19 protein-coding genes are annotated in these 19868 nt (G+C 33.1%); 7 read left to right on the top strand and 12 right to left on the bottom strand.

Annotation, left to right across the window (positions count from 1 at the left end; all coding sequences use genetic code 11):
- The first annotated feature begins 22 nt into the window (after nt 1–22).
- The 4 genes from HQN62_RS11820 (at nt 23) to HQN62_RS19035 (ending at nt 4070) form a co-directional block, all read left to right on the top strand.
- A complete protein-coding gene (locus HQN62_RS11820; RefSeq protein WP_173504496.1) occupies nt 23–2188 on the top strand; it encodes an endonuclease MutS2 in 2166 nt (721 codons plus the stop codon).
- A 28-nt stretch (nt 2189–2216) separates the two neighbouring features.
- On the top strand, nt 2217–3443 hold the full coding sequence (locus tag HQN62_RS11815; RefSeq protein ID WP_173504495.1) for a hypothetical protein: 1227 nt from the start codon (nt 2217–2219) through the stop codon (nt 3441–3443).
- A gap of 8 nt (nt 3444–3451) precedes the next feature.
- Complete coding sequence (locus HQN62_RS11810) at nt 3452–3865, top strand: thiol-disulfide oxidoreductase DCC family protein (protein WP_173505568.1); 414 nt, start codon at nt 3452–3454, stop codon at nt 3863–3865.
- Between the two features lie 79 nt (nt 3866–3944).
- Entirely contained in the window at nt 3945–4070 is a 126-nt protein-coding gene (locus HQN62_RS19035) for a hypothetical protein (RefSeq protein ID WP_256411984.1), read from the top strand.
- 75 nt (nt 4071–4145) lie between these two features.
- Here the strand turns inward: HQN62_RS19035 and ettA are convergent, their stop codons facing one another.
- The 4 genes from ettA to holA form a co-directional block, all read right to left on the bottom strand.
- Nucleotides 4146–5837 carry an energy-dependent translational throttle protein EttA gene (gene ettA, locus HQN62_RS11805; RefSeq protein ID WP_077378908.1) on the bottom strand — a complete coding sequence of 564 codons (1692 nt, stop codon included), beginning with the start codon at nt 5835–5837 and terminating at the stop codon, nt 4146–4148.
- A 51-nt stretch (nt 5838–5888) separates the two neighbouring features.
- Nucleotides 5889–6071, bottom strand: coding sequence for a CAL67264 family membrane protein (locus tag HQN62_RS11800; protein WP_116798145.1), 183 nt, complete (start codon nt 6069–6071; stop codon nt 5889–5891).
- A 69-nt stretch (nt 6072–6140) separates the two neighbouring features.
- Entirely contained in the window at nt 6141–8159 is a 2019-nt protein-coding gene (pulA, locus tag HQN62_RS11795) for a type I pullulanase (RefSeq protein WP_173504494.1), read from the bottom strand.
- Between the two features lie 11 nt (nt 8160–8170).
- Nucleotides 8171–9175, bottom strand: coding sequence for a DNA polymerase III subunit delta (gene holA, locus HQN62_RS11790; RefSeq protein ID WP_173504493.1), 1005 nt, complete (start codon nt 9173–9175; stop codon nt 8171–8173).
- Nucleotides 9176–9262: 87 nt separating this feature from the next.
- Between holA and HQN62_RS11785 the strand changes: the two genes are divergently transcribed.
- The 3 genes from HQN62_RS11785 to HQN62_RS11775 all read left to right on the top strand — a co-directional run bounded on the left by HQN62_RS11785 (nt 9263) and on the right by HQN62_RS11775 (nt 11708).
- Nucleotides 9263–9736 carry a type I restriction enzyme HsdR N-terminal domain-containing protein gene (locus HQN62_RS11785; protein ID WP_116798148.1) on the top strand — a complete coding sequence of 158 codons (474 nt, stop codon included), beginning with the start codon at nt 9263–9265 and terminating at the stop codon, nt 9734–9736.
- Nucleotides 9737–9788: 52 nt separating this feature from the next.
- On the top strand, nt 9789–10784 hold the full coding sequence (locus HQN62_RS11780; RefSeq protein ID WP_173504492.1) for a glycosyltransferase family 2 protein: 996 nt from the start codon (nt 9789–9791) through the stop codon (nt 10782–10784).
- Between the two features lie 72 nt (nt 10785–10856).
- Nucleotides 10857–11708: an OmpA/MotB family protein gene (locus HQN62_RS11775; protein WP_116798150.1), complete on the top strand. Its 852-nt coding sequence runs from the start codon at nt 10857–10859 to the stop codon at nt 11706–11708.
- A 308-nt stretch (nt 11709–12016) separates the two neighbouring features.
- Here HQN62_RS11775 and HQN62_RS11770 read toward each other — a convergent pair whose 3' ends face one another.
- The 8 genes from HQN62_RS11770 to HQN62_RS11735 form a co-directional block, all read right to left on the bottom strand.
- Nucleotides 12017–12637 carry an L-threonylcarbamoyladenylate synthase gene (locus HQN62_RS11770; RefSeq protein WP_173504491.1) on the bottom strand — a complete coding sequence of 207 codons (621 nt, stop codon included), beginning with the start codon at nt 12635–12637 and terminating at the stop codon, nt 12017–12019.
- Nucleotides 12638–12718: 81 nt separating this feature from the next.
- Nucleotides 12719–15055: an ATP-dependent helicase gene (locus HQN62_RS11765; protein ID WP_173504490.1), complete on the bottom strand. Its 2337-nt coding sequence runs from the start codon at nt 15053–15055 to the stop codon at nt 12719–12721.
- A gap of 317 nt (nt 15056–15372) precedes the next feature.
- On the bottom strand, nt 15373–15894 hold the full coding sequence (locus HQN62_RS11760; RefSeq protein WP_173504489.1) for a hypothetical protein: 522 nt from the start codon (nt 15892–15894) through the stop codon (nt 15373–15375).
- Between the two features lie 53 nt (nt 15895–15947).
- Nucleotides 15948–16799: a hypothetical protein gene (locus tag HQN62_RS11755; RefSeq protein WP_173504488.1), complete on the bottom strand. Its 852-nt coding sequence runs from the start codon at nt 16797–16799 to the stop codon at nt 15948–15950.
- 184 nt (nt 16800–16983) lie between these two features.
- On the bottom strand, nt 16984–17802 hold the full coding sequence (locus HQN62_RS11750; RefSeq protein ID WP_173504487.1) for a glycoside hydrolase family 16 protein: 819 nt from the start codon (nt 17800–17802) through the stop codon (nt 16984–16986).
- Between the two features lie 63 nt (nt 17803–17865).
- Nucleotides 17866–18150 (bottom strand): DUF1801 domain-containing protein, encoded by a 285-nt coding sequence (locus HQN62_RS11745; protein ID WP_254454435.1) that lies wholly within the window; start codon nt 18148–18150, stop codon nt 17866–17868.
- A gap of 348 nt (nt 18151–18498) precedes the next feature.
- The gene (locus HQN62_RS11740; protein ID WP_173504486.1) at nt 18499–18810 is read right to left on the bottom strand and encodes a hypothetical protein; all 312 of its coding nucleotides are present in this window, start codon (nt 18808–18810) and stop codon (nt 18499–18501) included.
- Nucleotides 18811–19215: 405 nt separating this feature from the next.
- Nucleotides 19216–19755 (bottom strand): lipid-binding SYLF domain-containing protein, encoded by a 540-nt coding sequence (locus HQN62_RS11735; protein ID WP_116798159.1) that lies wholly within the window; start codon nt 19753–19755, stop codon nt 19216–19218.
- Nucleotides 19756–19868 lie beyond the last annotated feature (113 nt).

Below are 19868 nucleotides of genomic sequence, written 5' to 3'. Positions count from 1 at the left end.
TAACGTAAAATCAAATTATTAAATGATCTCCATTACCGAAAAAACGTTACAAGATTTACAATTTCCTACGGTTCTCGAAACGATTTCCGAAATATGTAATACTGATATAGGAAAACAAAAAGCCTTGGAAATAACTCCTTTTAGGGATAAAGACACTTTGATGGCAGTATTGTTGCAAACTTCAGAGTATGTTTCCTCTTTCCAGAATAACAATGCCATTCCCAATCACGGTTTTGATGCCATTACATACGAAATAAAATTTCTAGCCATCGAAGACAGTTTTCTGGAAGTGGGCGGATTTAGAAAAATTGCGACAATATCAGAAACAACGAATGTTCTTTTGGCGTTTTTAAATAAATTCAATGATTATTACCCAAATCTTTGTGCCAAAAGTTCTGGAATTAAACTCACCAAAGAGATTATCACACTTGTGGATGCTGTGGTGGATAAATATGGAGAGATAAAAGACAATGCCTCTCCCCGATTGTTGGAAATTCGCCGTGAAATGAATTTGGTTCGCGGAAAAGTGAATCAAAGTTTCGGTTCAGCTTTGACACAATACAATAGTTTGGGTTATCTGGATGATATCAAAGAGAGTTTTGTGCAAAACCGTCGTGTTTTGGCTGTTTTGGCTATGTACAGACGAAAAGTAAAGGGTTCCATTCTGGGAAGTTCCAAAACTGGAAGTATTGCTTATATAGAGCCTGAAAACACACTTAAATATTCTCGGGAACTAAGTAACTTGGAATATGAGGAAAAAGAGGAAATTACAAGAATTCTAAAGCAGTTATCGAATGCTGTTCGGCCGTTTTTACCATTATTGATTCAGTATCAGGATTTTCTTAGCGATATTGATGTAATTGCTGCCAAAGCAAAATACGCCAATAGAATCAACGGAATTCTGCCAACAATTACAGAGGAACGTCGTCTTTATTTCAGGGAGGCCTATCATCCTATTTTGTATTTGAACAACAAGCAGAAAAAGGAAGTTACACATCCGCAAACCATCGAACTAAGTCAAGAAAATAGAATAATAGTTATTTCGGGACCTAATGCAGGAGGTAAAACTATCTCAATGAAAACCGTTGGCTTATTGCAATTGATGTTGCAATCAGGTATGTTGATTCCTGTTCACGAACGCAGTGAAACGTTTCTTTTTGATAGAATTTTGACAGACATTGGAGATAATCAATCTATTGAAAATCACTTAAGTACTTATAGTTACCGTTTGAAGAACATGAACTACTTTTTGAAAAAGTGCAACAAGAAAACCATGTTCTTGATAGATGAATTCGGTACGGGTTCCGATCCTGAATTGGGAGGTGCTTTGGCTGAAATATTCTTGGAAGAGTTTTATCATAGAGAAGCATTCGGATTAATCACCACGCATTATTCAAATCTAAAAATTCTTGCTAATGAACTCCCTTGTGCAACCAATGCCAATATGTTATTTGACGAAAAATCATTAGAACCAATGTATAAATTGGCTCTAGGACAAGCGGGAAGCTCTTTTACTTTTGAAGTTGCTTTAAAAAATGGAATTCCTTTTAGTTTAATCAATCGAGCCAAAAAGAAAATTGAGGTTGGAAAAGTTCGTTTTGATAAAACAATTGCCAACTTACAAAAGGAGCGTTCCAAAATGGAGAAAACATCCCAGACACTTAAAGAAGAGGAAACGAAAGCACGGCAGGAAGGCAAGAAAATGGAAGATATCAATATCAAAATCAAGCAAAAATTGGAAAGCTATCAGGAATTATATGACAGCAATCAAAAGACGATTTACATTGGTCAAAAAATAGAAGATATCGCCGAGAAATATTTCAATAATAAAAACAAAAAAGACCTGATTGGGGAGTTTTTGAAAATCATCGAAATAGAAAATTCCAAACGTAAAAAAGCAACTCCCAAAGAGGCGAAAGCGATAATCCAGAAGAAAAAGGAAATCATCGAGGAAGTTGCAGTTGTTGTAGAAGAGATTCGCAAGGAAAAGAAAGAGAAGAAACTAAAACCTGTAATCGAAAAACCGAAACCTATTTTAAAAGTGGGTGACCGAGTACGAATGTTGGACGGAAAATCTGTGGGAAGTATTGATAAGATTGAAAAAAATAAAGCTGTGGTGAATTATGGCTTGTTTACTTCGAAAGTAAGTTTGGACGATTTGGAGTTTGTAGAAGCTGGGAAGAAATAGTGTACAATAAATTTAGAAACAAATAAATATGAAAAATTTAAAATTTGTAGTGTTATTGCTTGTTTTGGTAAATTACTGTGTAACTATGGGTCAGGATAAAAAATCGAAAAACACATTTAAAGAGCCAAAACTGACTTCTAGCCAGCAATTGTATATAGAATTGTACAAAAAGGAAAATAATGCAATTTATATTATTAATGGAATCTATAGTAAAAATAATAGTTTGTATTTTTCTAGAATCAAAGAGAATGAAATAAAAAAAAGTGACTATTTAGAAGCTAAAATTGCAACCAAGTTATATGGCAAAAAAGCAATAAATGGTGTACAAAAAATAACCTTAAAAAACCATGAAATTAATAGTTTAGAAAAATTAAGCAAAGCCTATCCTTTTAATGAAAGAGATAAAAATGAAATAACAATTTCTGGACTAATTTCTAATTCTGAAAACAAGCCAATTTCAGGAGCTATCGTTACTAATTTAAGTAAAAGTGAATCTTATAAATCTGATTTTAAAGGAAAATATTCTTTGAAGGCAAATAAAAATGATATTTTGGTTTGCTTTTTAGAAGGATTTGTAACTCAAAGAATGGGTAATGGTGGAAATGAAAAAAAAACAAATGTAGTTTTATATAAAATAGGAACTTCTTCTTTAGGTTCTGAAACGATAGAAAAACCAGTAATCTATCTCTATCCTACTCAAAAACTAGATATTACTATTAAATTAAATTTCAAAGGGGAATTATTGACAACTTTTCCGAAATATAATAAAAACTGGAGTGTTACCGCCTATCCTGATGGACGAATTTTCGATTCCAAAACCAATCGTTTTTATAGTTCACTTTTTTGGGACGGAACACAAAATTTTACAAAAGAGCATTATAATTATCTATCTGGTTTTGTTGTTTCAAAAAATGATTTAACCTCTTTCTTAATTGAAAAATTAGAATACATTGGTTTAAATACTGTTGAAACCAATGAATTTGTTCAATATTGGCTTCCAATCCTTGAGCAAAATGAAACTAATTTTATCCATTTTTATATCAATGATGATTATGATGTTATTTCGAAAAATAATGTTTTTCCAAAGCCTGAAACATCAATCAGAATTTTTATGGAATTTTATGGTTTAGATAAAAGTATAGAAATTTCTGTACAGAATTTATCTAAAACCGAAAGAAAAGGATTTACCCTAGTAGAATGGGGCGGCAGCGATGTTAGCAAAGTCGTAAAAGAATTGAATACCTTGAAACTTTAAACAAATTCATTTTGAATCTTCCAAAAAACAAAAAAATAATTCTCTTTGATGGTGTTTGCAATCTTTGTAATTCAGCAGTGCAGTTTGTGGTTAAACACGATAAAAAAGATATTTTTAGGTTTGTGGCTTTACAGTCAGAATTAGGGCAAGAAATCCTTGCTTATATTGGGATTAATGCTAAAAATATTGATAGTATTGTTCTGTACGAACCTGGAGTGGCTTATTATTACAAATCATCCGCAGCCATTCAAATAGCGCAAAATCTGGGTGGATTTTGGCATTTTGGAACTGTTTTTAAAATTATTCCAATCGGAATAAGAAACTTTCTATACGACTACATTGCCAAGAACAGATATAAATGGTACGGTAAAAAAGAAAGTTGTATGATACCAACTCCAGAATTAAAAATAAAATTTTTGTAATAATTGGATTTCATGATAAATGTCATCTCTTTAAACGTATAGATATCATAAATTTGACTAATCTTAAAAATTAATTTTTATGAGAAATATATCACTCTATTCATGGGAAAACGGTGCGTTTATAATGGTAGTTGTTTTCGGATTGGTAATTATTGGTTTAATTGGAACTGTGTTTATGATGATGAATTCTGGTAAAAAGAAATGATTAGTTTTTTTTGTCTAAAAAAAGAGGATGCCTTTCTGTGGACATCCTCTTTTGCTTTTTATAGAAATTGAATTATTATCTAATCAATTTTCTGTATTTCAAACGTTTTGGAGTTAAATCACCACCCAAACGTTTCTTTTTGTTTTCTTCATAATCTGAGAATCCACCTTCGAAGTAATACACTTCAGAATCTCCTTCGAAAGCTAAAATGTGTGTACAAATTCTATCTAAGAACCATCTGTCGTGCGAAATCACTACTGCACAACCTGCGAAATTCTCCAAACCTTCCTCAAGTGCACGAAGCGTGTTTACGTCCAAATCATTCGTTGGCTCATCCAGTAACAATACGTTTCCTTCTTCTTTTAAAGTCATTGCCAGGTGCAAACGGTTACGCTCACCACCAGAAAGCATCGATACTTTTTTGTTTTGTTCTCCACCACCAAAGTTGAAACGTGATAAATAAGCTCTTGAATTCACTTGTTTTCCACCCATCATAATCAATTCCTGTCCATCGGCAAAGTTTTCCCAAATGGATTTGTTTGGATCAATATTTGAGTGCGCCTGATCTACATAAGCGATTTTCACTGTATCACCAACTGAGAATTCACCACTATCAGTTTTTTGTTCTCCCATTATCATTTTGAAAATAGTTGATTTACCAGCACCGTTTGGTCCGATAATTCCAACAATTCCAGCTTGTGGCAAAGTAAAATTCAAATTATCATACAGTAATTTGTCTCCAAAAGCTTTGGCTACATTTTTGGCTTCGATAACATTTGTACCCAAACGAGGTCCATTTGGAATGTAGATTTCCAAGTTTTCGTCCAATTGTTTTTGGTCTTCATTCAAAAGTTTATCGTAGTTCTGTAAACGTGCTTTTTGCTTGGTTTGACGGCCTTTCGCACCTTGACGAACCCAGTCCAACTCACGTTCTAAATTTTTACGACGTTTAGAAGCCACTTTTTCTTCTAATGCCATTCTGCTTGATTTTTGGTCTAACCAAGAAGAATAATTTCCTTTCCAAGGAATACCTTCTCCTCTATCCAGTTCCAAAATCCAACCAGCAACGTTATCCAAGAAATATCTATCGTGTGTTACAGCAATTACAGTTCCTGAATATTGTGCTAAATGTTGCTCTAACCAAAGTACAGACTCAGCATCCAAGTGATTCGTAGGCTCATCCAAAAGCAATACATCAGGTTGTTGCAATAACAAACGACATAAAGCCACACGACGACGCTCACCTCCAGAAAGGTTTTTAATTGGTGTATCACCTTCTGGCGTGCGCAACGCATCCATTGCGATTTCTAATTTCGTATCGATTTCCCAAGCACCAAGAGCATCAATTTTGTCCTGCAATGCAGCTTGACGATCCATCAATTTATCCATTTTATCTGGATCAGAATAGTTTTCCTCAAGACCAAATAAATCATTGATTTTGTTGTATTCTTCCAAAACCGCCATTGTTTCGGCAGCACCTTCACGAACAATTTCGATAACCGTTTTAGAATCATCAAGAATTGGTTCTTGTTCCAAATAACCTACAGTATAACCAGGTTGAAAAACAACATCTCCTTGATAGTTCTTGTCAACTCCTGCTATAATCTTTAAAAGAGAAGATTTTCCAGAACCATTTAGACCCAGAATACCAATTTTGGCTCCGTAAAAGAAACTCAAATAAATATTTTTAAGTACAGGCTTATCTGCTCCTTGATACGTTTTACTCAATTTTTGCATTGAGAAAATTACTTTTTTATCGTCTGACATATTTAAATGTTTTAATTTATTTTGTGATTAATTATTGGTTTTGAATGCAAATTAAACTCTTCCTTTAAGAGAACTAAATACCCAAGCATTAGCCAAAAAACCAAATCCTACAGCCGCAAATCCCCAGCCTGCTACGTCATCATATCGAAAAGCGCCTAATCCTATCAGTAATAATCCCATGAGTATCATTATAAAGGTCGCCCATCCAAGAATAGTATTTTTATTCATTCCCATAATTGTAGTATTTGTTTTTAGAGAGGTGCAAATATCGGTATTTTTTAGAACTTTTTTTAATTAAAACAGTTATTCCTGATACAAAATTACAGCACTTCTTCCAGGAATTGTTATAGATTGATTTTTAATAGTTTCAATGCCATTTTGGTTGATAATTTCGCCATCACAAACTATTTTCCATGTTCCGTCAAGGGTTTGTTTTGCTTCTTTTTCATCTCCATTAAAATAGACTCTTATGTTCTTCCATTTGTCCCCATTAGCATTGTTTTTCAAGGTATATCCAACAAGTAAGAAATCATTTATTGTTAAAAATTCCAAATGTTCTTGAATCATCTTTTCGGATGTCATTTTGAATGCTGGATGATTGTTTCTTAACACAATAAGGTTTTCGTAGTATTGAACTAGTTCTTTATTCTCGTGTTTCCAGTTCCAATCGATTTTATTGATGCTGTCTGGTGATTTATAAGAGTTCTCAACTCCCATTTTGGTTCGTTTCATTTCTACTCCCATATGTAGAAAAGGAATGCTTTGTGAAGTCAAAATAATGGTATTGGCTAATTTATCCATTTGCACCAATTCCTTTTCAGTTGCTTTTGGATTGGCTATTTTTAGTTTATCGTACAAAGTGTTGTTGTCGTGACAGGAAACATAACCAATAACTTTTGTAGGGCTGTCAGAATAAGGGAATTGAGCATAACCTCTTTTAGAATCATATTTTATTTGAGGATGATTTGTGGAAGCAACAATTCCGAATTGAATTACTTCTTTGTAATTTGGATTGCCGCTTACAAAACCTTTTTCGGTAACATTAGACCAATGTCCTTTCACCCCATCTCTAATGTCATCTGAGAAAACCGAAATATCATTTAATTTTTTGGCATTGTTTTTTAACGCTCTTTTTTCTATTGGTAAAGGTGAGTTACCAGCTGTCCATCCTTCACCATATAAAAATATTGTTGGGTCAATCTCCTTTAATGCTGCCGAAATAGTATTCATCGTTTCAATATCGTGCACGGCCATTAAGTCAAATCGAAATCCATCAACATGATATTCTTTTACCCAATATTTAAGTGATTCCAGCATAAATTGTCTAGCCATAATTCGATCGGAGGCAAATTCATTTCCGCAGGCCGTTGCATCCGAACGTTTTCCATCAGGCCAACTTCTGTAATAATAACCTGGAACCAATTGGTCAAAAATATCGGTAGAGCTGGTGTGATTGTAAACCACATCCATTACCAGACGAATTTTAGCTTCATGCAAAGCCATAACCATCTGTTTGTATTCCTGCATACGCACTAATCCGTCAAAAGGATTGGTTGAATAAGATCCTTCTAAAGAGTTGTAATTCTGTGGATCATATCCCCAATTATATTGATTTTTATCTAATGAAGTTTCGTCAATAGATTTATAATCAAACACAGGAAGTAAATGCAAATGGGTAATTCCTAATTCCTGTAAATGAGCTAATCCTGTTGCTTCTCCAAAAGAATTTTTGGTGTTTTTTTCTGTTAATCCGAGAAATTTTCCTTTGTTTTTTATACCTGATGAAGGATCAATAGAAAAATCGCGTACATGTGCTTCGTACAATATAATATCCGAAACAGATTTTAATTCAGGTTGTTTGTCTGTATTCCAATTAGAAGGATTGGTTAGTTTTGAGTCGAAGATTAAACCACGATTTCCGTTGACACCAACTCCTTTTGCATAAGGATCGGGCATTTCTTTGGACCAATTCCCTTTGTTTTTTACTTGTAAAGTATAGTAGGTGTTATGATAATTACCGTCTAAAACAATTTGCCAGACTCCGGTTTTAGCGTCATAATCTAAACTTTTAGTAGCTATAGCTTCGCCATCATTGCCTTGTTTGTACAAATTGATTCTGGCTTCCTCCACATTGGGACTCCATAATTTAACTGTGGTTTTGTTGCTTGTATAATTTACCCCTAAATCACCATTCAAATAGACAGGATAAGTATCAAAAGAAGCATATTGAATGGTGTTTATTTTTGAGTTTTGAGTCATGGCAAAATTTGCTGTGAGAAGTAAACCAATTACGAAATGGAATTTTTTAGTGGAACCAAACATAGTTTCATTGTTTAATTAAATATTTTATAAAGCATTTCTCGTAACAAATCGGCCTGTGACAAACTATTAGCGCCAACTCCTTTGCTTTTTACATCGGTATCTCGTAATGAAGCAACTATCTGGCTAACTTTTCTCATCGGATAGTTTTTGATTGCCACATCATAATCTTTTAGAAAAAAAGGATTAACTCCTAAAGCAGAGGCCGCGTTTTTAGGATTTTTATCTTTTAAACCGTGGTATTTCAATAATTGGACGAAAAAACCAAAAACCAAACCAGTCGTCATTACTATTGGATTGTCTTTTGGATTTTGTGCAAAATTATCGGCTATTTTATAGGCTTTCAGTTGGTCGCGTTCGCCAATGGCTTTTCGCAATTCAAAGACATTATAATCTTTACTGAACCCGATATTTTCTTCTATATCTTTGGCCGAAATAGTAGTCCCTGCAGGCAATATGATTTGCAGTTTTTCCAGTTCATTATTGATTTTGCTCAAATCAGTTCCCAGAAACTCTACCAGCATAGCAGAAGCTTTGGGTTCAATAGTGTATTTTTTTCCAGCCAATACTCGCTTAATCCAATCTCCTACCTGATTTTCATACAGTTTTTTGCTTTCATAAACAATTCCGTTTTTGGCTAAAAGTTTAGTAACTTTTTTTCGTTTATCCAAGGTCTTGTATTTATAACAAAATACCAAAACGGTTGAAGGCATTGGGTTTTCGACATAACTTTCGATTTTGTCGATTGTTCTTGATAATTCCTGGGCTTCTTTAATAATGACTACCTGACGATCAGCCATCATAGGATAACGTTTGGCTGTGGAAACAACATCTTCAATAGTAACATCTCTGCCGTATAAAACAGTTTGATTGAAACCTTTTTCCTCTTCGGATAAAATATTTTCTTCTATATATTCTGATAATTTGTCAATATAATAAGGTTCCTCTCCCATCAAAAAATAAATAGGTTTGATGTTTCCTGCCTTTATATCATTAACAATCTTTACAACTTCGTCCATGTTTTTTTGTTTCAGGTTTAAAGTTTAAAGTTCCATGTTGTAAACCTGAAACTTTAAACTTTAAACTAAATTAACTAATTTCGCCTCATGCAAAAACTCAATTTTCCTTCCTATACTTTTCGTTTCAAAAATAGCGAAAATAAAGTATCAATTTTTGATGCAATCAGGAAAAAATTCATCATTCTTACACCCGAAGAATGGGTTCGCCAACATGTTGTACATTTTTTATTGGAGGAAAAAAAATATCCAAAATCCTTGATTAATGTAGAGAAAGTTTTAATGGTCAATGGTTTGCGTAAACGCTATGATGTTGTGGTTTTCAATCCAAATGGCACTATTCTTATATTAATCGAATGCAAAGCACCTGAAGTTAAAATCGCGCAAGCAACTTTTGATCAAATTGCGAGATATAACATGACTTTGGAAGCTGAATTTTTAATGGTTACCAACGGTCTAAATCATTATTTTTGTCTAATGGATTTCGAAAATGAGAAATACGAGTTTTTGAAAGAACTTCCCGATTATGGTGTGACAAAAAAGAATATAGAGAGCAAAATATAAAATGAAAATTTTGAGTATTAATTTCGAATTCATTAAACATAAATAAACTTCCTTGGAAAAAATAGCTGTAGTAATTCTGAATTGGAATGGAGTAAAACTTTTAGAACAGTTTTTGCCTTCTGTAATTCAATATTCTCCCGAAGCAACTGTGTATGTTGCCGATAATGCCTCAACAGATGAATCCATAGCATTTGTAAAGAAAAATTATCCCACAATTAAAATAGTTCAAAACAAAATGAATCAAGGATTTGCAGGTGGATATAACGATGCCTTGCAACATATAGATGCCGAAATTTATGCTCTAGTAAATTCTGATATTGAAGTTACCGAAAATTGGTTGAAACCTATTTTGGTAACTTTTAAAACGGAACCCGAAACGGCAATCATTCAACCTAAAATATTAGATTTTAAAAAGAAAGACTATTTTGAGTATGCTGGAGCTGGCGGTGGATTTATTGATCAGTTTGGTTACCCTTTTTGTCGTGGACGCATTTTTGATACTTTGGAAAAAGACAACGGACAGTATAATGATAGCACGGAAATATTTTGGGCTTCCGGTGCCTGTTTTTTTATTCGATCTTCTGTTTATAAGGAACAGAAAGGTTTTGATGAAGATTTTTTTGCCCATCAAGAAGAAATTGATTTATGTTGGAGAACCATCAATAGAGGGTTTAAAATAAAGTATTGCTCAGAATCAATAGTTTATCATGTTGGTGGAGCTACTTTGCAACAAGCGAACCCCAAAAAAACATATCTAAATTTTAGAAATTCACTATTAATGTTAACCAAGAATTTACCACAAAATACTCTTTTTCAGGTTCTTATAATTCGAATGCTTCTGGATGGAATCGCTGGAATGAAATTCATCATAGAAGGTCAATTCTCTCATTGTTGGGCTATTATACGCGCACATTTTTCTTTTTATGGGTTATTTTTAAAGAATTATAAAAAAAGAGAAAAAAAACAGGTTGAAATATACTTTAAAACAAAAAGCATCGTTTATGGTTATTATGTTAAAAATGGCACAGTTTTTGCGGACATTATTTAACAATAATTTACATTTAAAATTAACATTTAAAAACTAACTTTGTAATTCACGTTTAATTAAAATTTGCATTCTATGAAAAAATTAATGATTACTCTATCGGCCTTAGCTCTTTTGACATCTTGTGTGTCTAAAAAAGAATATGCAGCTTTGGAAGCTAAGAATAAAGAAACTCAAGATTTATTAAATACTTGTACAGTAAAACTAAATTCTTGCTTAGAAGAAAAAGCGGGTCTTAAAGCAACTGTAGATGGGTTGAGAGAAACTAATCAACATTTAATAAGCACTTCAAAAGATATGACAATTTTGTCTACTAAAGGTGCCGAAAATATCGAAAAAGCTTTGGAATCTATCAAAGAAAAAGACTTGAAAATTACGAGAATGCAAGATGCTTTGACCAAAAAAGATAGTGTTACTCTTGCAGTTGTTACTAGTTTGAAATCTGTTGTTGGGATGAATGATCAAGACATCGAAATCAATGTTGATAAAGGCGTGGTATTTATCTCTATATCTGATAAAATGTTATTCAAAAGCGGTAGTTATGAAGTAAGTGATAAAGCTAAAGGAGTTTTGAGTAAAGTTGCGAAAGTGGTTAACGACAAACCAGACTTTGAATGTATGGTTGAAGGTCATACCGATACTGATGTTCTAAAAGGTAATTCTTGTTTAATTGACAACTGGGATTTAAGTGTAAAACGTTCTACGGCTATTATCCGTATTTTATCTAATGATTTAGGAGTTAATCCAGCGCAATTAATCGCGGCAGGTAGAAGTTCTTACGTTCCTTTGGTACCTAATGATTCTGCAGAAAATAAATCTAAAAACAGAAGAACTCGTATCTATGTAATGCCAAAAATAGATCAGTTCTATGATATGGTTGAAAAAGAAATGAAAAAACCAACTGCAGCAGCACCGGTTCAAAAATAAATCATTTTAAATATTAGAGATACGCCTCGAATAATTTCGAGGCGTTTTTTTTTACTTTTATTTTTTTTGAAATCAGTTTTTTAAAATTGGAATGAATCTAATTTTTGAGCTAAAAATTGAACACAAAAAAAGCAGAACTAAAGTCCTGCTTTTATGCATCCCTAATTTTTTCTTTAACAACCAATTAAATATAAATTAAGAATTACATGCTATAAATGCCTCTACATGAATTAATTTCTTAAATATTTCACTAATTAAGGCTTTTATTCTAAATTATCCAATTAATTTATAAAAAATTTAATATTTTTTTAAAGAATATCAAGACTTCCCTTACCTTCTCTGATTACAATTGGTTCATCTCCAGATAAATCGATAATTGTAGAGCCAATATTATCTCCATAACCGCCATCGATAACTAGGTCTACCAAATTTTGCCATTTTTCGAAAATAAGTTCAGGATCGGTTGTATATTCGATTACTTCATCTTCATCACGAATGGATGTTGAAACAATTGGATTTCCCAGTTGGCGCACAATTTCTAATGCAATGGAATTATCGGGTACACGAATACCAACGGTCGTTTTCTTTTTAAATTCTTTAGGTAAATTATTATTTCCTGGAAGAATAAAAGTATAAGGTCCTGGTAAGGCTCTTTTAAGCAATTTAAAGGTCGAAGTATTTATTTGCTTTACATAATCTGATAAATTACTCAAATCGTGGCAAATAAAAGAAAAATTGGCTTTTTCCAACTTGACTCCTTTTATTTTAGCAATTTTTTCAAGAGCTCGTGAATTGGTGATATCACAACCCAATCCATAAACGGTGTCAGTTGGATAAATAACTAAACCACCGTCTTTTAAGACTTTAACGACTTTGGCAATTGCTGCTTCGTTGGGTTTGTCTTCGTATATTTTTATAATTTGAGCCATGTCATTTTGTTTAAAGTTTAAAGTTTAAAAGTTTAAAGTTGTTCTGTAACAAAACTTGAAACCTTAAACCTGAAACATTTTTTATCCTATTATATCTAATTTTGCAAAACGCAACAATAATTTTTTTAAACCGCCTACTTCAAACTTGATTTCTGCTTTTTTATCAGCACCAACACCTTCGAGGTTGATCACTTGTCCTTTTCCAAAACGTTCGTGCATAACCACATTTCCAGCAACTAGTGTATTATCAAATAAATTAGCGCTTCCAGCTGAAGGATTACTTCCCGATACCGGTTTCAGTTTTCGAATACTAATATCCGATTTTGGCTCGTTATCAGCAACGTGTTTTGGTGGCGTACTTCCTATCGGTTTGGCCAGACGTAATTTGGATTTATCCACATCTCCAAAAATATCACCGTCAATCATAGGTTTGAAACGGTAATTGCTTTCGGCTGGTGTAAGATATTCCAAATATTGGCCATCAATTTCTTCAATAAAACGAGAAGGTTCACTGTCGGTCAATTTTCCCCAACGGTAACGTGATTGGGCATACGTCAAATACGCCTGATGCTCCGCACGAGTTAAAGCTACGTAAAATAATCGACGTTCTTCTTCCAATTCGCTTCGTGTACTCATACTCATGGCACTTGGGAACAGATCTTCTTCCATTCCTACCACAAATACATGAGGAAACTCAAGTCCTTTGGCTAGGTGAATGGTCATCAATGCCACGCGGTCTTCATCGCTGGTATCTTTATCCAAATCAGTTGCAAGTGCCACATCTTCCATAAACTCAGATAATGCACCACGAGCTCCATCAACCTCTTTTTGCCCTTCTATAAAATCCTTAACTCCATTCAGCAATTGTTCAATATTTTCAATTCGAGCCATTCCTTCAGGAGTAGCGTCTTTTTTTAATTCTTGAATCAACCCTGTTTTCTTGGCTACATGTTCTACAACATAAAATGCATCTTGATTCTCATTAATCACCTGAAAACTCTGAATCATCGTAACGAAATCCAATAGTTTCTGCTTCGTTCCTGAATTCAGCTTCAAGTCAATTCGCTCAATATTTTGCATCACTTCAAAAATGGAGCGTTTGTAATGATTGGCAGCAATTGTAAGCTTCTCGATTGTTGTATTTCCAATTCCACGTGCTGGATAATTGATAACACGTATCAAAGCTTCTTCATCTTTTGGGTTGATAACTAATCTCAAATAACACAGAGCATCTTTAACCTCTTTTCGTTGATAAAAAGACAAACCTCCGTAAATACGATACGGAATATCTCTTTTTCGCAAAGCATCTTCCATGGCTTTGGATTGTGCATTGGTGCGGTACAAAATTGCAAAAGCACCATTGTGCAACTGATGGTTCATTTTTTGTTCCCAAATGGTAGCAGCCACAAAACGCCCTTCTTCATTATCGGTAATACTGCGGTGTACTTTTATTTTAGGACCAAATTCATTGGCTGTCCAGACTACTTTGTCCAGTTTTACTTTGTTTTTGTCAATAATGGTATTAGCCGCTTCCACAATATTCTTGGTCGAACGATAATTTTGTTCCAGTCTAAAGGTTTTTACACCTTCATAATCTTTCTGGAAGTTCAAAATGTTATTAATGTTCGCACCACGGAAAGCGTAAATACTCTGTGCATCATCACCTACCACACAAATATTCTGAAATTTATCAGACAAAGCGCGAACAATCAAATATTGTGAATGGTTGGTATCTTGGTACTCATCCACCAATAAGTAGCGAAAACGGTTCTGGTATTTTGCCAAAACTTCTGGAAAACGAGTTAGTAATTCATTGGTTTTCAATAGTAAGTCATCAAAATCCATCGCACCCGACTTAAAGCATCGATCTACATAATTCTGATAAATCTCCCCCATTCTAGGCTTTTTGCTCATCGCATCGGCTTCTTGCAAATCGGGATCATTAAAATAAGCTTTTACGGTAATCAGGCTGTTTTTAAAATTAGAAATTCGACTCAAAACCTGTTTCGGTTTGTACACATCACGATCCAACTGCATTTCCTTGATAATTCCTGATATTGCACGTAAAGAATCCTGCGAATCATAAATCGTAAAATTCGACGGATAACCCAAATGTTCCGCTTCCGAACGTAAAATTCGGGCAAAAACGGAGTGAAAAGTTCCCATCCATAGATTTTTGGCTTCACTGGCACCAACAATATCCGAGATACGTTTCTTCATCTCCCTCGCTGCCTTATTAGTAAAAGTAAGGGATAAAATATTGAATGGATCAACACCAAGATGCATCAAATAAGCAATCCTGATGGTAAGTACACGAGTCTTTCCGGAGCCTGCACCCGCAATAATAATCATAGGACCATCCTTTTGTAATACAGGTTCACGTTGTGCCTCGTTAAGTTGTTCTATATATTTTTGCATAGAAAAAATTCAGTTTAATGCAAAAATAAGAATTTAAGAATGAATAAACGAGTCTTGACAGAATTCAGATAATAGAATTTAGATAGCAGTTTCTAGATAGAAAAAACTGAATTCAGGATTCTGCAATCTAAAAATCCTCTGGGCGTGACCACAATAGAGAAAGAGGCCAATATAGCTTGTGTCCATTCGCCTCTTTCTCTATTGTGGTCGGGTCATCCGTGCTACTTCGGTAGCTTACTCCTACCCCTCACGCGAGATTCTGCAAAAGCGGATACTTCGTTTTTAAAGAGACTAACAATGCACTCTTCAAAAAAAATCTAATTACCAACATCAATAATATCAATTTGATATACATACTTGAGATACAAAAAGAAAAAAGCAAGCGAGAGGAATAATATGGCAAGCCCAATAACTCCAGTATTTATTTTCAGGCCGGTTTGTGAAATTTCGATATTTGTGTCTTCAGATGATACCTCGGTGGTTTCCGATTTAGGTTTTAAAATATTTGCTTTTACCTGAACCTCCGTGAGCTTAAATTGTTTATACGACAGTATAATGCCCATCACTACAATAAAAACGACCATAATAAAAATAATTATACTGCTGTAAAACTGCCAAGCAAAACTACGCTGTTGGTGCATAACTGCAAAATCGTATTGTTTTAACTGTCGATCAAATTGGATGGAGTCATGAACAGAGTTTCCCGACGAACCAACTACATTAAGTTCCAACTGAGGTGGTCTCTGTATGTTTACCTTCTTCTTTTCAAGAGAATCATGTGTTACCAAAAACTCAGTCACCGCATCATCCTCGGTTTTAAGAGGTTTTTGTGCATGCATAATAACAGAACTTATACACAGTAATATAATTAGTATCCAAGTATTTAATAGTTTTAGTTCCATGTCATTCTATATTTTTTTTTGAGGAATTCAATATATTCAATTCTTAAAGTAATTTTTTCATCAATTGTAGCCTTCTTATATGCCTTTTTTTCAATTTTCATATAATCGCCTAACACATCCCTACTTGGATCAATACTCTCCATCGCATGACTTAAATCGTTTGAAATCCAATCGAGTAAAACATCGGCATATTTTTGTTTGCTTTTCAACGATTTATTTGAATTATTGGATAAATCGGAGGGAAAATGAAGACCTGGAAGATGCATAGCCATTACAATTTGCGGAGCTAATGGTTTGTATTGAAAAATAATCTTTCCATTTTTTATCATATCAAAAACTTTGGGATACACCTTTTTTAGCATAGCATCCTCTTTACTAAGTGCTAAGCCAAAATCTTTTGTTGGATAATACCAAAAATAGGGATTGCCACCAAGACTTGAATCTATGTAGATTGTAATTGGAAGAGTGCTGCCAGCGGGTGGAATCTGCACTAGAGACCAATTGCCCAAATACAACTCTTTCACCCTTCCTGGAGAAGAATTGAAAGGCTCTAATTCAGATTGGTCTGGATTAATTCCTAATTCAAGTTGGTCAACTATTTTTCTATACAAATCTTGTCTTACATAAAATTCTAATAGCATGTTATAATCTTGACGCAATGCAAACAAATCTATGTTTGCTTGTGTTTTTTGTAGATCTAGTTCTATAAGTTGAGAATTTAAACTTTCAATTGGGTCAATTGCCTTTACGCTATCCAAAAGCTTAAGTAAATCTTGATCTTCCGTTTGAGAAAAAGTGGCAATTGAAGATAACAGTAGAATAATGGCTAAATATAATTTCATAATTCCCTATTTAAGTAATTAAAAATATAGGTTATGAATTATTGTTGGGACAATAAGCTATGGAATTTTGAAATAAATAACACTCAATATCTTGTTAATCAAGTATTTCAAATGTACGTAATAATATTTAAAGTCAGTTGGAAACTAACGGGTTTTATTATAAAGTAAAAGAGATAGAGTAAAATTATTTATGTTTGTAACCCCTGACATAATCGATTACAAAGTTTTTAGGATAGATTTTGTCTTTTTTGTCCTCAATTTCTGTGGGAATTTCATAGATGCCTAACATAAATTGCATTGGATAATTTGGAGATTGTTTAATCTCTCTAATTTTTTGGTTGTCAATATAGAAAATCACTTTTTCAGGAGTCCATTCAGCCGAATAAATATGAAATTGGGTGACATCAATGTCAAAATCATCTTCATAAAAGGCTTCTTTTAATTTTGGGTCATTGAATTTATGAATTCCATAGCCAATTTTAGCTTTGTTTTTCTGAACATTAAAACCTTTAACTTCAAAAATGCAAATCTCCGCTGATTTTTCGGGTCTGTCTTCAAATCCTATCATCCACAAAGCCACAACATTTGATTGGGTATCTAATGATTTGGCTCTAATTTCAAAAAATCCATATTGAGGCAAATAGGTTTTGGCTGCGTTTTGCTTTTCTCTTACCACACAATTTGGATTAAATTTGTGCTGTCCAATGGCACTGCCAACTTCTCCGGAAAAAACGCCTGTTTGAATTGAAGAACATTTTACATCTCCGTTAAATTCGGGACACCAAGGCTTTTGTTCTTCTGTAATTTGTAAAACCAAATTACCATTATTAATTTCATATTGTGGCTGGGACATTTTCTTCGAACTCCATTGTGGTAAATAGAACGGAAACCAATTTTCGGTATTGATTGTATCTTTTTCAAACTCATCGTTGAATTCCAAAACAAAATTTTCTTTTATCTTGGGATTTGCTGGGAAATCATTTTTTGAAAACTGTAGTTTCATGTTTTGCGAGAAGATTTGGTTTTTATTTGAAAGATAAAAATAGAAGTTATTTGGTTATTAAGATCAATTTGGATACAACTCCTTAATACGGGCAATCGATTTTTGTACCAATTGTTCCAATATAGGGATATCAATATCTTCTAATTTTTGAATGTATAAACACGCTTTACTAGTTTTATGTTTTCCTAATTTGGAAAGTAATGTTTCTTTTTCTTCAAAAGTGGAAGCAAGATACACCGTTATGGCATTTTTCCGTGAAGCAAGCCCGACAAGTGGTGCATTTCCACCATGCCCACTTTCGTATTTGTAATTATAAATACCAAAACCAACAATCGCTGTCCCCCACATTTTGGATTCATAACCGGATAATTTGTTTAGTAAGTCGATTATTGACTTACAGTCTTAACACCTTTTCACATCATTTATGGATGCTAAAAAATCGGCGACACTATTTTCGGTTTCAATTGTCTTATTTTTTGCCATGCGGTAATTTTAAAAATTGTATAGTTATTTAGCCTAGATATTTTAAAGATAAAAAAAAGCCACGACTTTTTAAGATCGTAGCTTTTAGTTTTTATATGTAGTACTTTTTTTTTTGACGCATTATGCGACGAATTACATCTAGGCTATAACAAAAACACGAACTAAATCGCTGTTATTGAATGATTACTATAAACTCAATTCGTTATGTTTTTTTTAGATGCTTTTTTTAAGGAATAAGAAGAAAACAGTCAGTATCAAAAAAAGAAAAGTAAATTTCAAGAAAAGTAACATTCTTTCTGAAACTAGATTTAATTCTGATTCGTCGTCATGGTATTCACTATTTATAAGTTTTGCTCTGCTATTATAAACTTTGACTTTTCCTTTAATAAACTTTGACGATTTTTTTTTCTTTTGTTTTTGCTCTACTATTGAATATTGATTTTGATCATATTCGAATTTATTGTCTTTTTGATCTATAAATTCTCTTACATGATTTGTATCAATTTCAGGAATTATATTTTTCATGATTACCTTATATTATAAATAATTGTATGGCAGTATTCAAACTTGTATTACTGTCTCTAAATGTTTAAATCTGTATCAGTTTGAGTACAAGTTTAATGCCAAATATTTATGATATTGGGTTGGAACTGAATATTTAAATTAAAATTAACAATTGTTAGCTTGTCAATTTATTGATTGTCATTAAAATAATCATACATAGGTATTTCCCAAAGGTTTAGAAATTGCTTAGTATTTCGTAATGAATATTTCGAAAAACGGATATACTATTGCTATAATGAAACTACTTTCCTTAGAAGAAAAATAAAAAAAGCTATGATTTTGTTTAAATCATAGCTTATGGTTTTTGTGTATTGTAGCTTTTTTATAAAACCATTATATTTCAATCATTGCTTTCACAAGCAAAAATTATATTTTATTAAATTTAAATTTTTGTCCTCCAACAGAAGCCTCATACATAAGTCCTCCTTTTTGCATGGTAAACACCATAACACCGTTAGTATATTTTGCATTTCCTGAAGCGCCAGCTTTTGCGGCTACGGCTGAAACTTGAGCTGCAAACTCAAATTTACTTTGTTTAAAACGTTCCATTGCCGATTTTGACTCAAAAAATATTACCTCACGATATGCTTGCCCTCCAGCCTGAAAACCAATACTTAACTGAGATAACTTTGCCATGCCTATCAAATGATTATTTTCATAAACAGCTCCATTACCAGCTGCTCCTCCAACTCCGACTCCACCCTTACCAACATTCGGAAAAATGACATAGCCGTAGGCATTGTCAAAAATTGATTTCATGAGATGGTCGGTTTTAATAAACTCAGCTTTTGACGTATTGCTGTCAGCTATAATTTTATCCTTTTTAGAGTCTGATTGTCCGAATATAGATGTCGTGCCAATAACACAAATCATCAACATTACCCAAATAACATTTAATTTTTTCATAGTATAAGTATATTAAATTGTTTGTAAAATTTCTTTTATCAAAGTTAATACAAATTTCTTATATGATTGCAAAATGAATCTGATTATCAGTGCTATAAAATATTTTTTTTAAA

This window comes from Flavobacterium sp. M31R6 (genome assembly GCF_013284035.1).
Taxonomy (GTDB): domain Bacteria; phylum Bacteroidota; class Bacteroidia; order Flavobacteriales; family Flavobacteriaceae; genus Flavobacterium.
This window is presented reverse-complemented; position numbering and strand designations above follow the sequence as displayed.

Excerpts from the sequence above, each read along its gene's own strand:
- HQN62_RS11755 (WP_173504488.1), bottom strand. The coding sequence starts at position 16,799 with ATGAAATTATATTTAGCCATTATTCTACTGTTATCTTCAATTGCCACT.
- HQN62_RS11745 (WP_254454435.1), bottom strand. The coding sequence starts at position 18,150 with ATGTGGGGGACAGCGATTGTTGGTTTTGGTATTTATAATTACAAATAC.
- HQN62_RS11815 (WP_173504495.1), top strand. The coding sequence starts at position 2,217 with ATGAAAAATTTAAAATTTGTAGTGTTATTGCTTGTTTTGGTAAATTAC.
- holA (WP_173504493.1), bottom strand. The coding sequence starts at position 9,175 with ATGGACGAAGTTGTAAAGATTGTTAATGATATAAAGGCAGGAAACATC.
- HQN62_RS19035 (WP_256411984.1), top strand. The coding sequence starts at position 3,945 with ATGAGAAATATATCACTCTATTCATGGGAAAACGGTGCGTTTATAATG.
- pulA (WP_173504494.1), bottom strand. The coding sequence starts at position 8,159 with ATGTTTGGTTCCACTAAAAAATTCCATTTCGTAATTGGTTTACTTCTC.
- HQN62_RS11740 (WP_173504486.1), bottom strand. The coding sequence starts at position 18,810 with ATGAAAAATATAATTCCTGAAATTGATACAAATCATGTAAGAGAATTT.
- HQN62_RS11800 (WP_116798145.1), bottom strand. The coding sequence starts at position 6,071 with ATGGGAATGAATAAAAATACTATTCTTGGATGGGCGACCTTTATAATG.
- HQN62_RS11765 (WP_173504490.1), bottom strand. The coding sequence starts at position 15,055 with ATGCAAAAATATATAGAACAACTTAACGAGGCACAACGTGAACCTGTA.
- HQN62_RS11770 (WP_173504491.1), bottom strand. The coding sequence starts at position 12,637 with ATGGCTCAAATTATAAAAATATACGAAGACAAACCCAACGAAGCAGCA.
- HQN62_RS11820 (WP_173504496.1), top strand. The coding sequence starts at position 23 with ATGATCTCCATTACCGAAAAAACGTTACAAGATTTACAATTTCCTACG.
- HQN62_RS11760 (WP_173504489.1), bottom strand. The coding sequence starts at position 15,894 with ATGCATGCACAAAAACCTCTTAAAACCGAGGATGATGCGGTGACTGAG.
- HQN62_RS11775 (WP_116798150.1), top strand. The coding sequence starts at position 10,857 with ATGAAAAAATTAATGATTACTCTATCGGCCTTAGCTCTTTTGACATCT.
- ettA (WP_077378908.1), bottom strand. The coding sequence starts at position 5,837 with ATGTCAGACGATAAAAAAGTAATTTTCTCAATGCAAAAATTGAGTAAA.
- HQN62_RS11735 (WP_116798159.1), bottom strand. The coding sequence starts at position 19,755 with ATGAAAAAATTAAATGTTATTTGGGTAATGTTGATGATTTGTGTTATT.
- HQN62_RS11785 (WP_116798148.1), top strand. The coding sequence starts at position 9,263 with ATGCAAAAACTCAATTTTCCTTCCTATACTTTTCGTTTCAAAAATAGC.
- HQN62_RS11750 (WP_173504487.1), bottom strand. The coding sequence starts at position 17,802 with ATGAAACTACAGTTTTCAAAAAATGATTTCCCAGCAAATCCCAAGATA.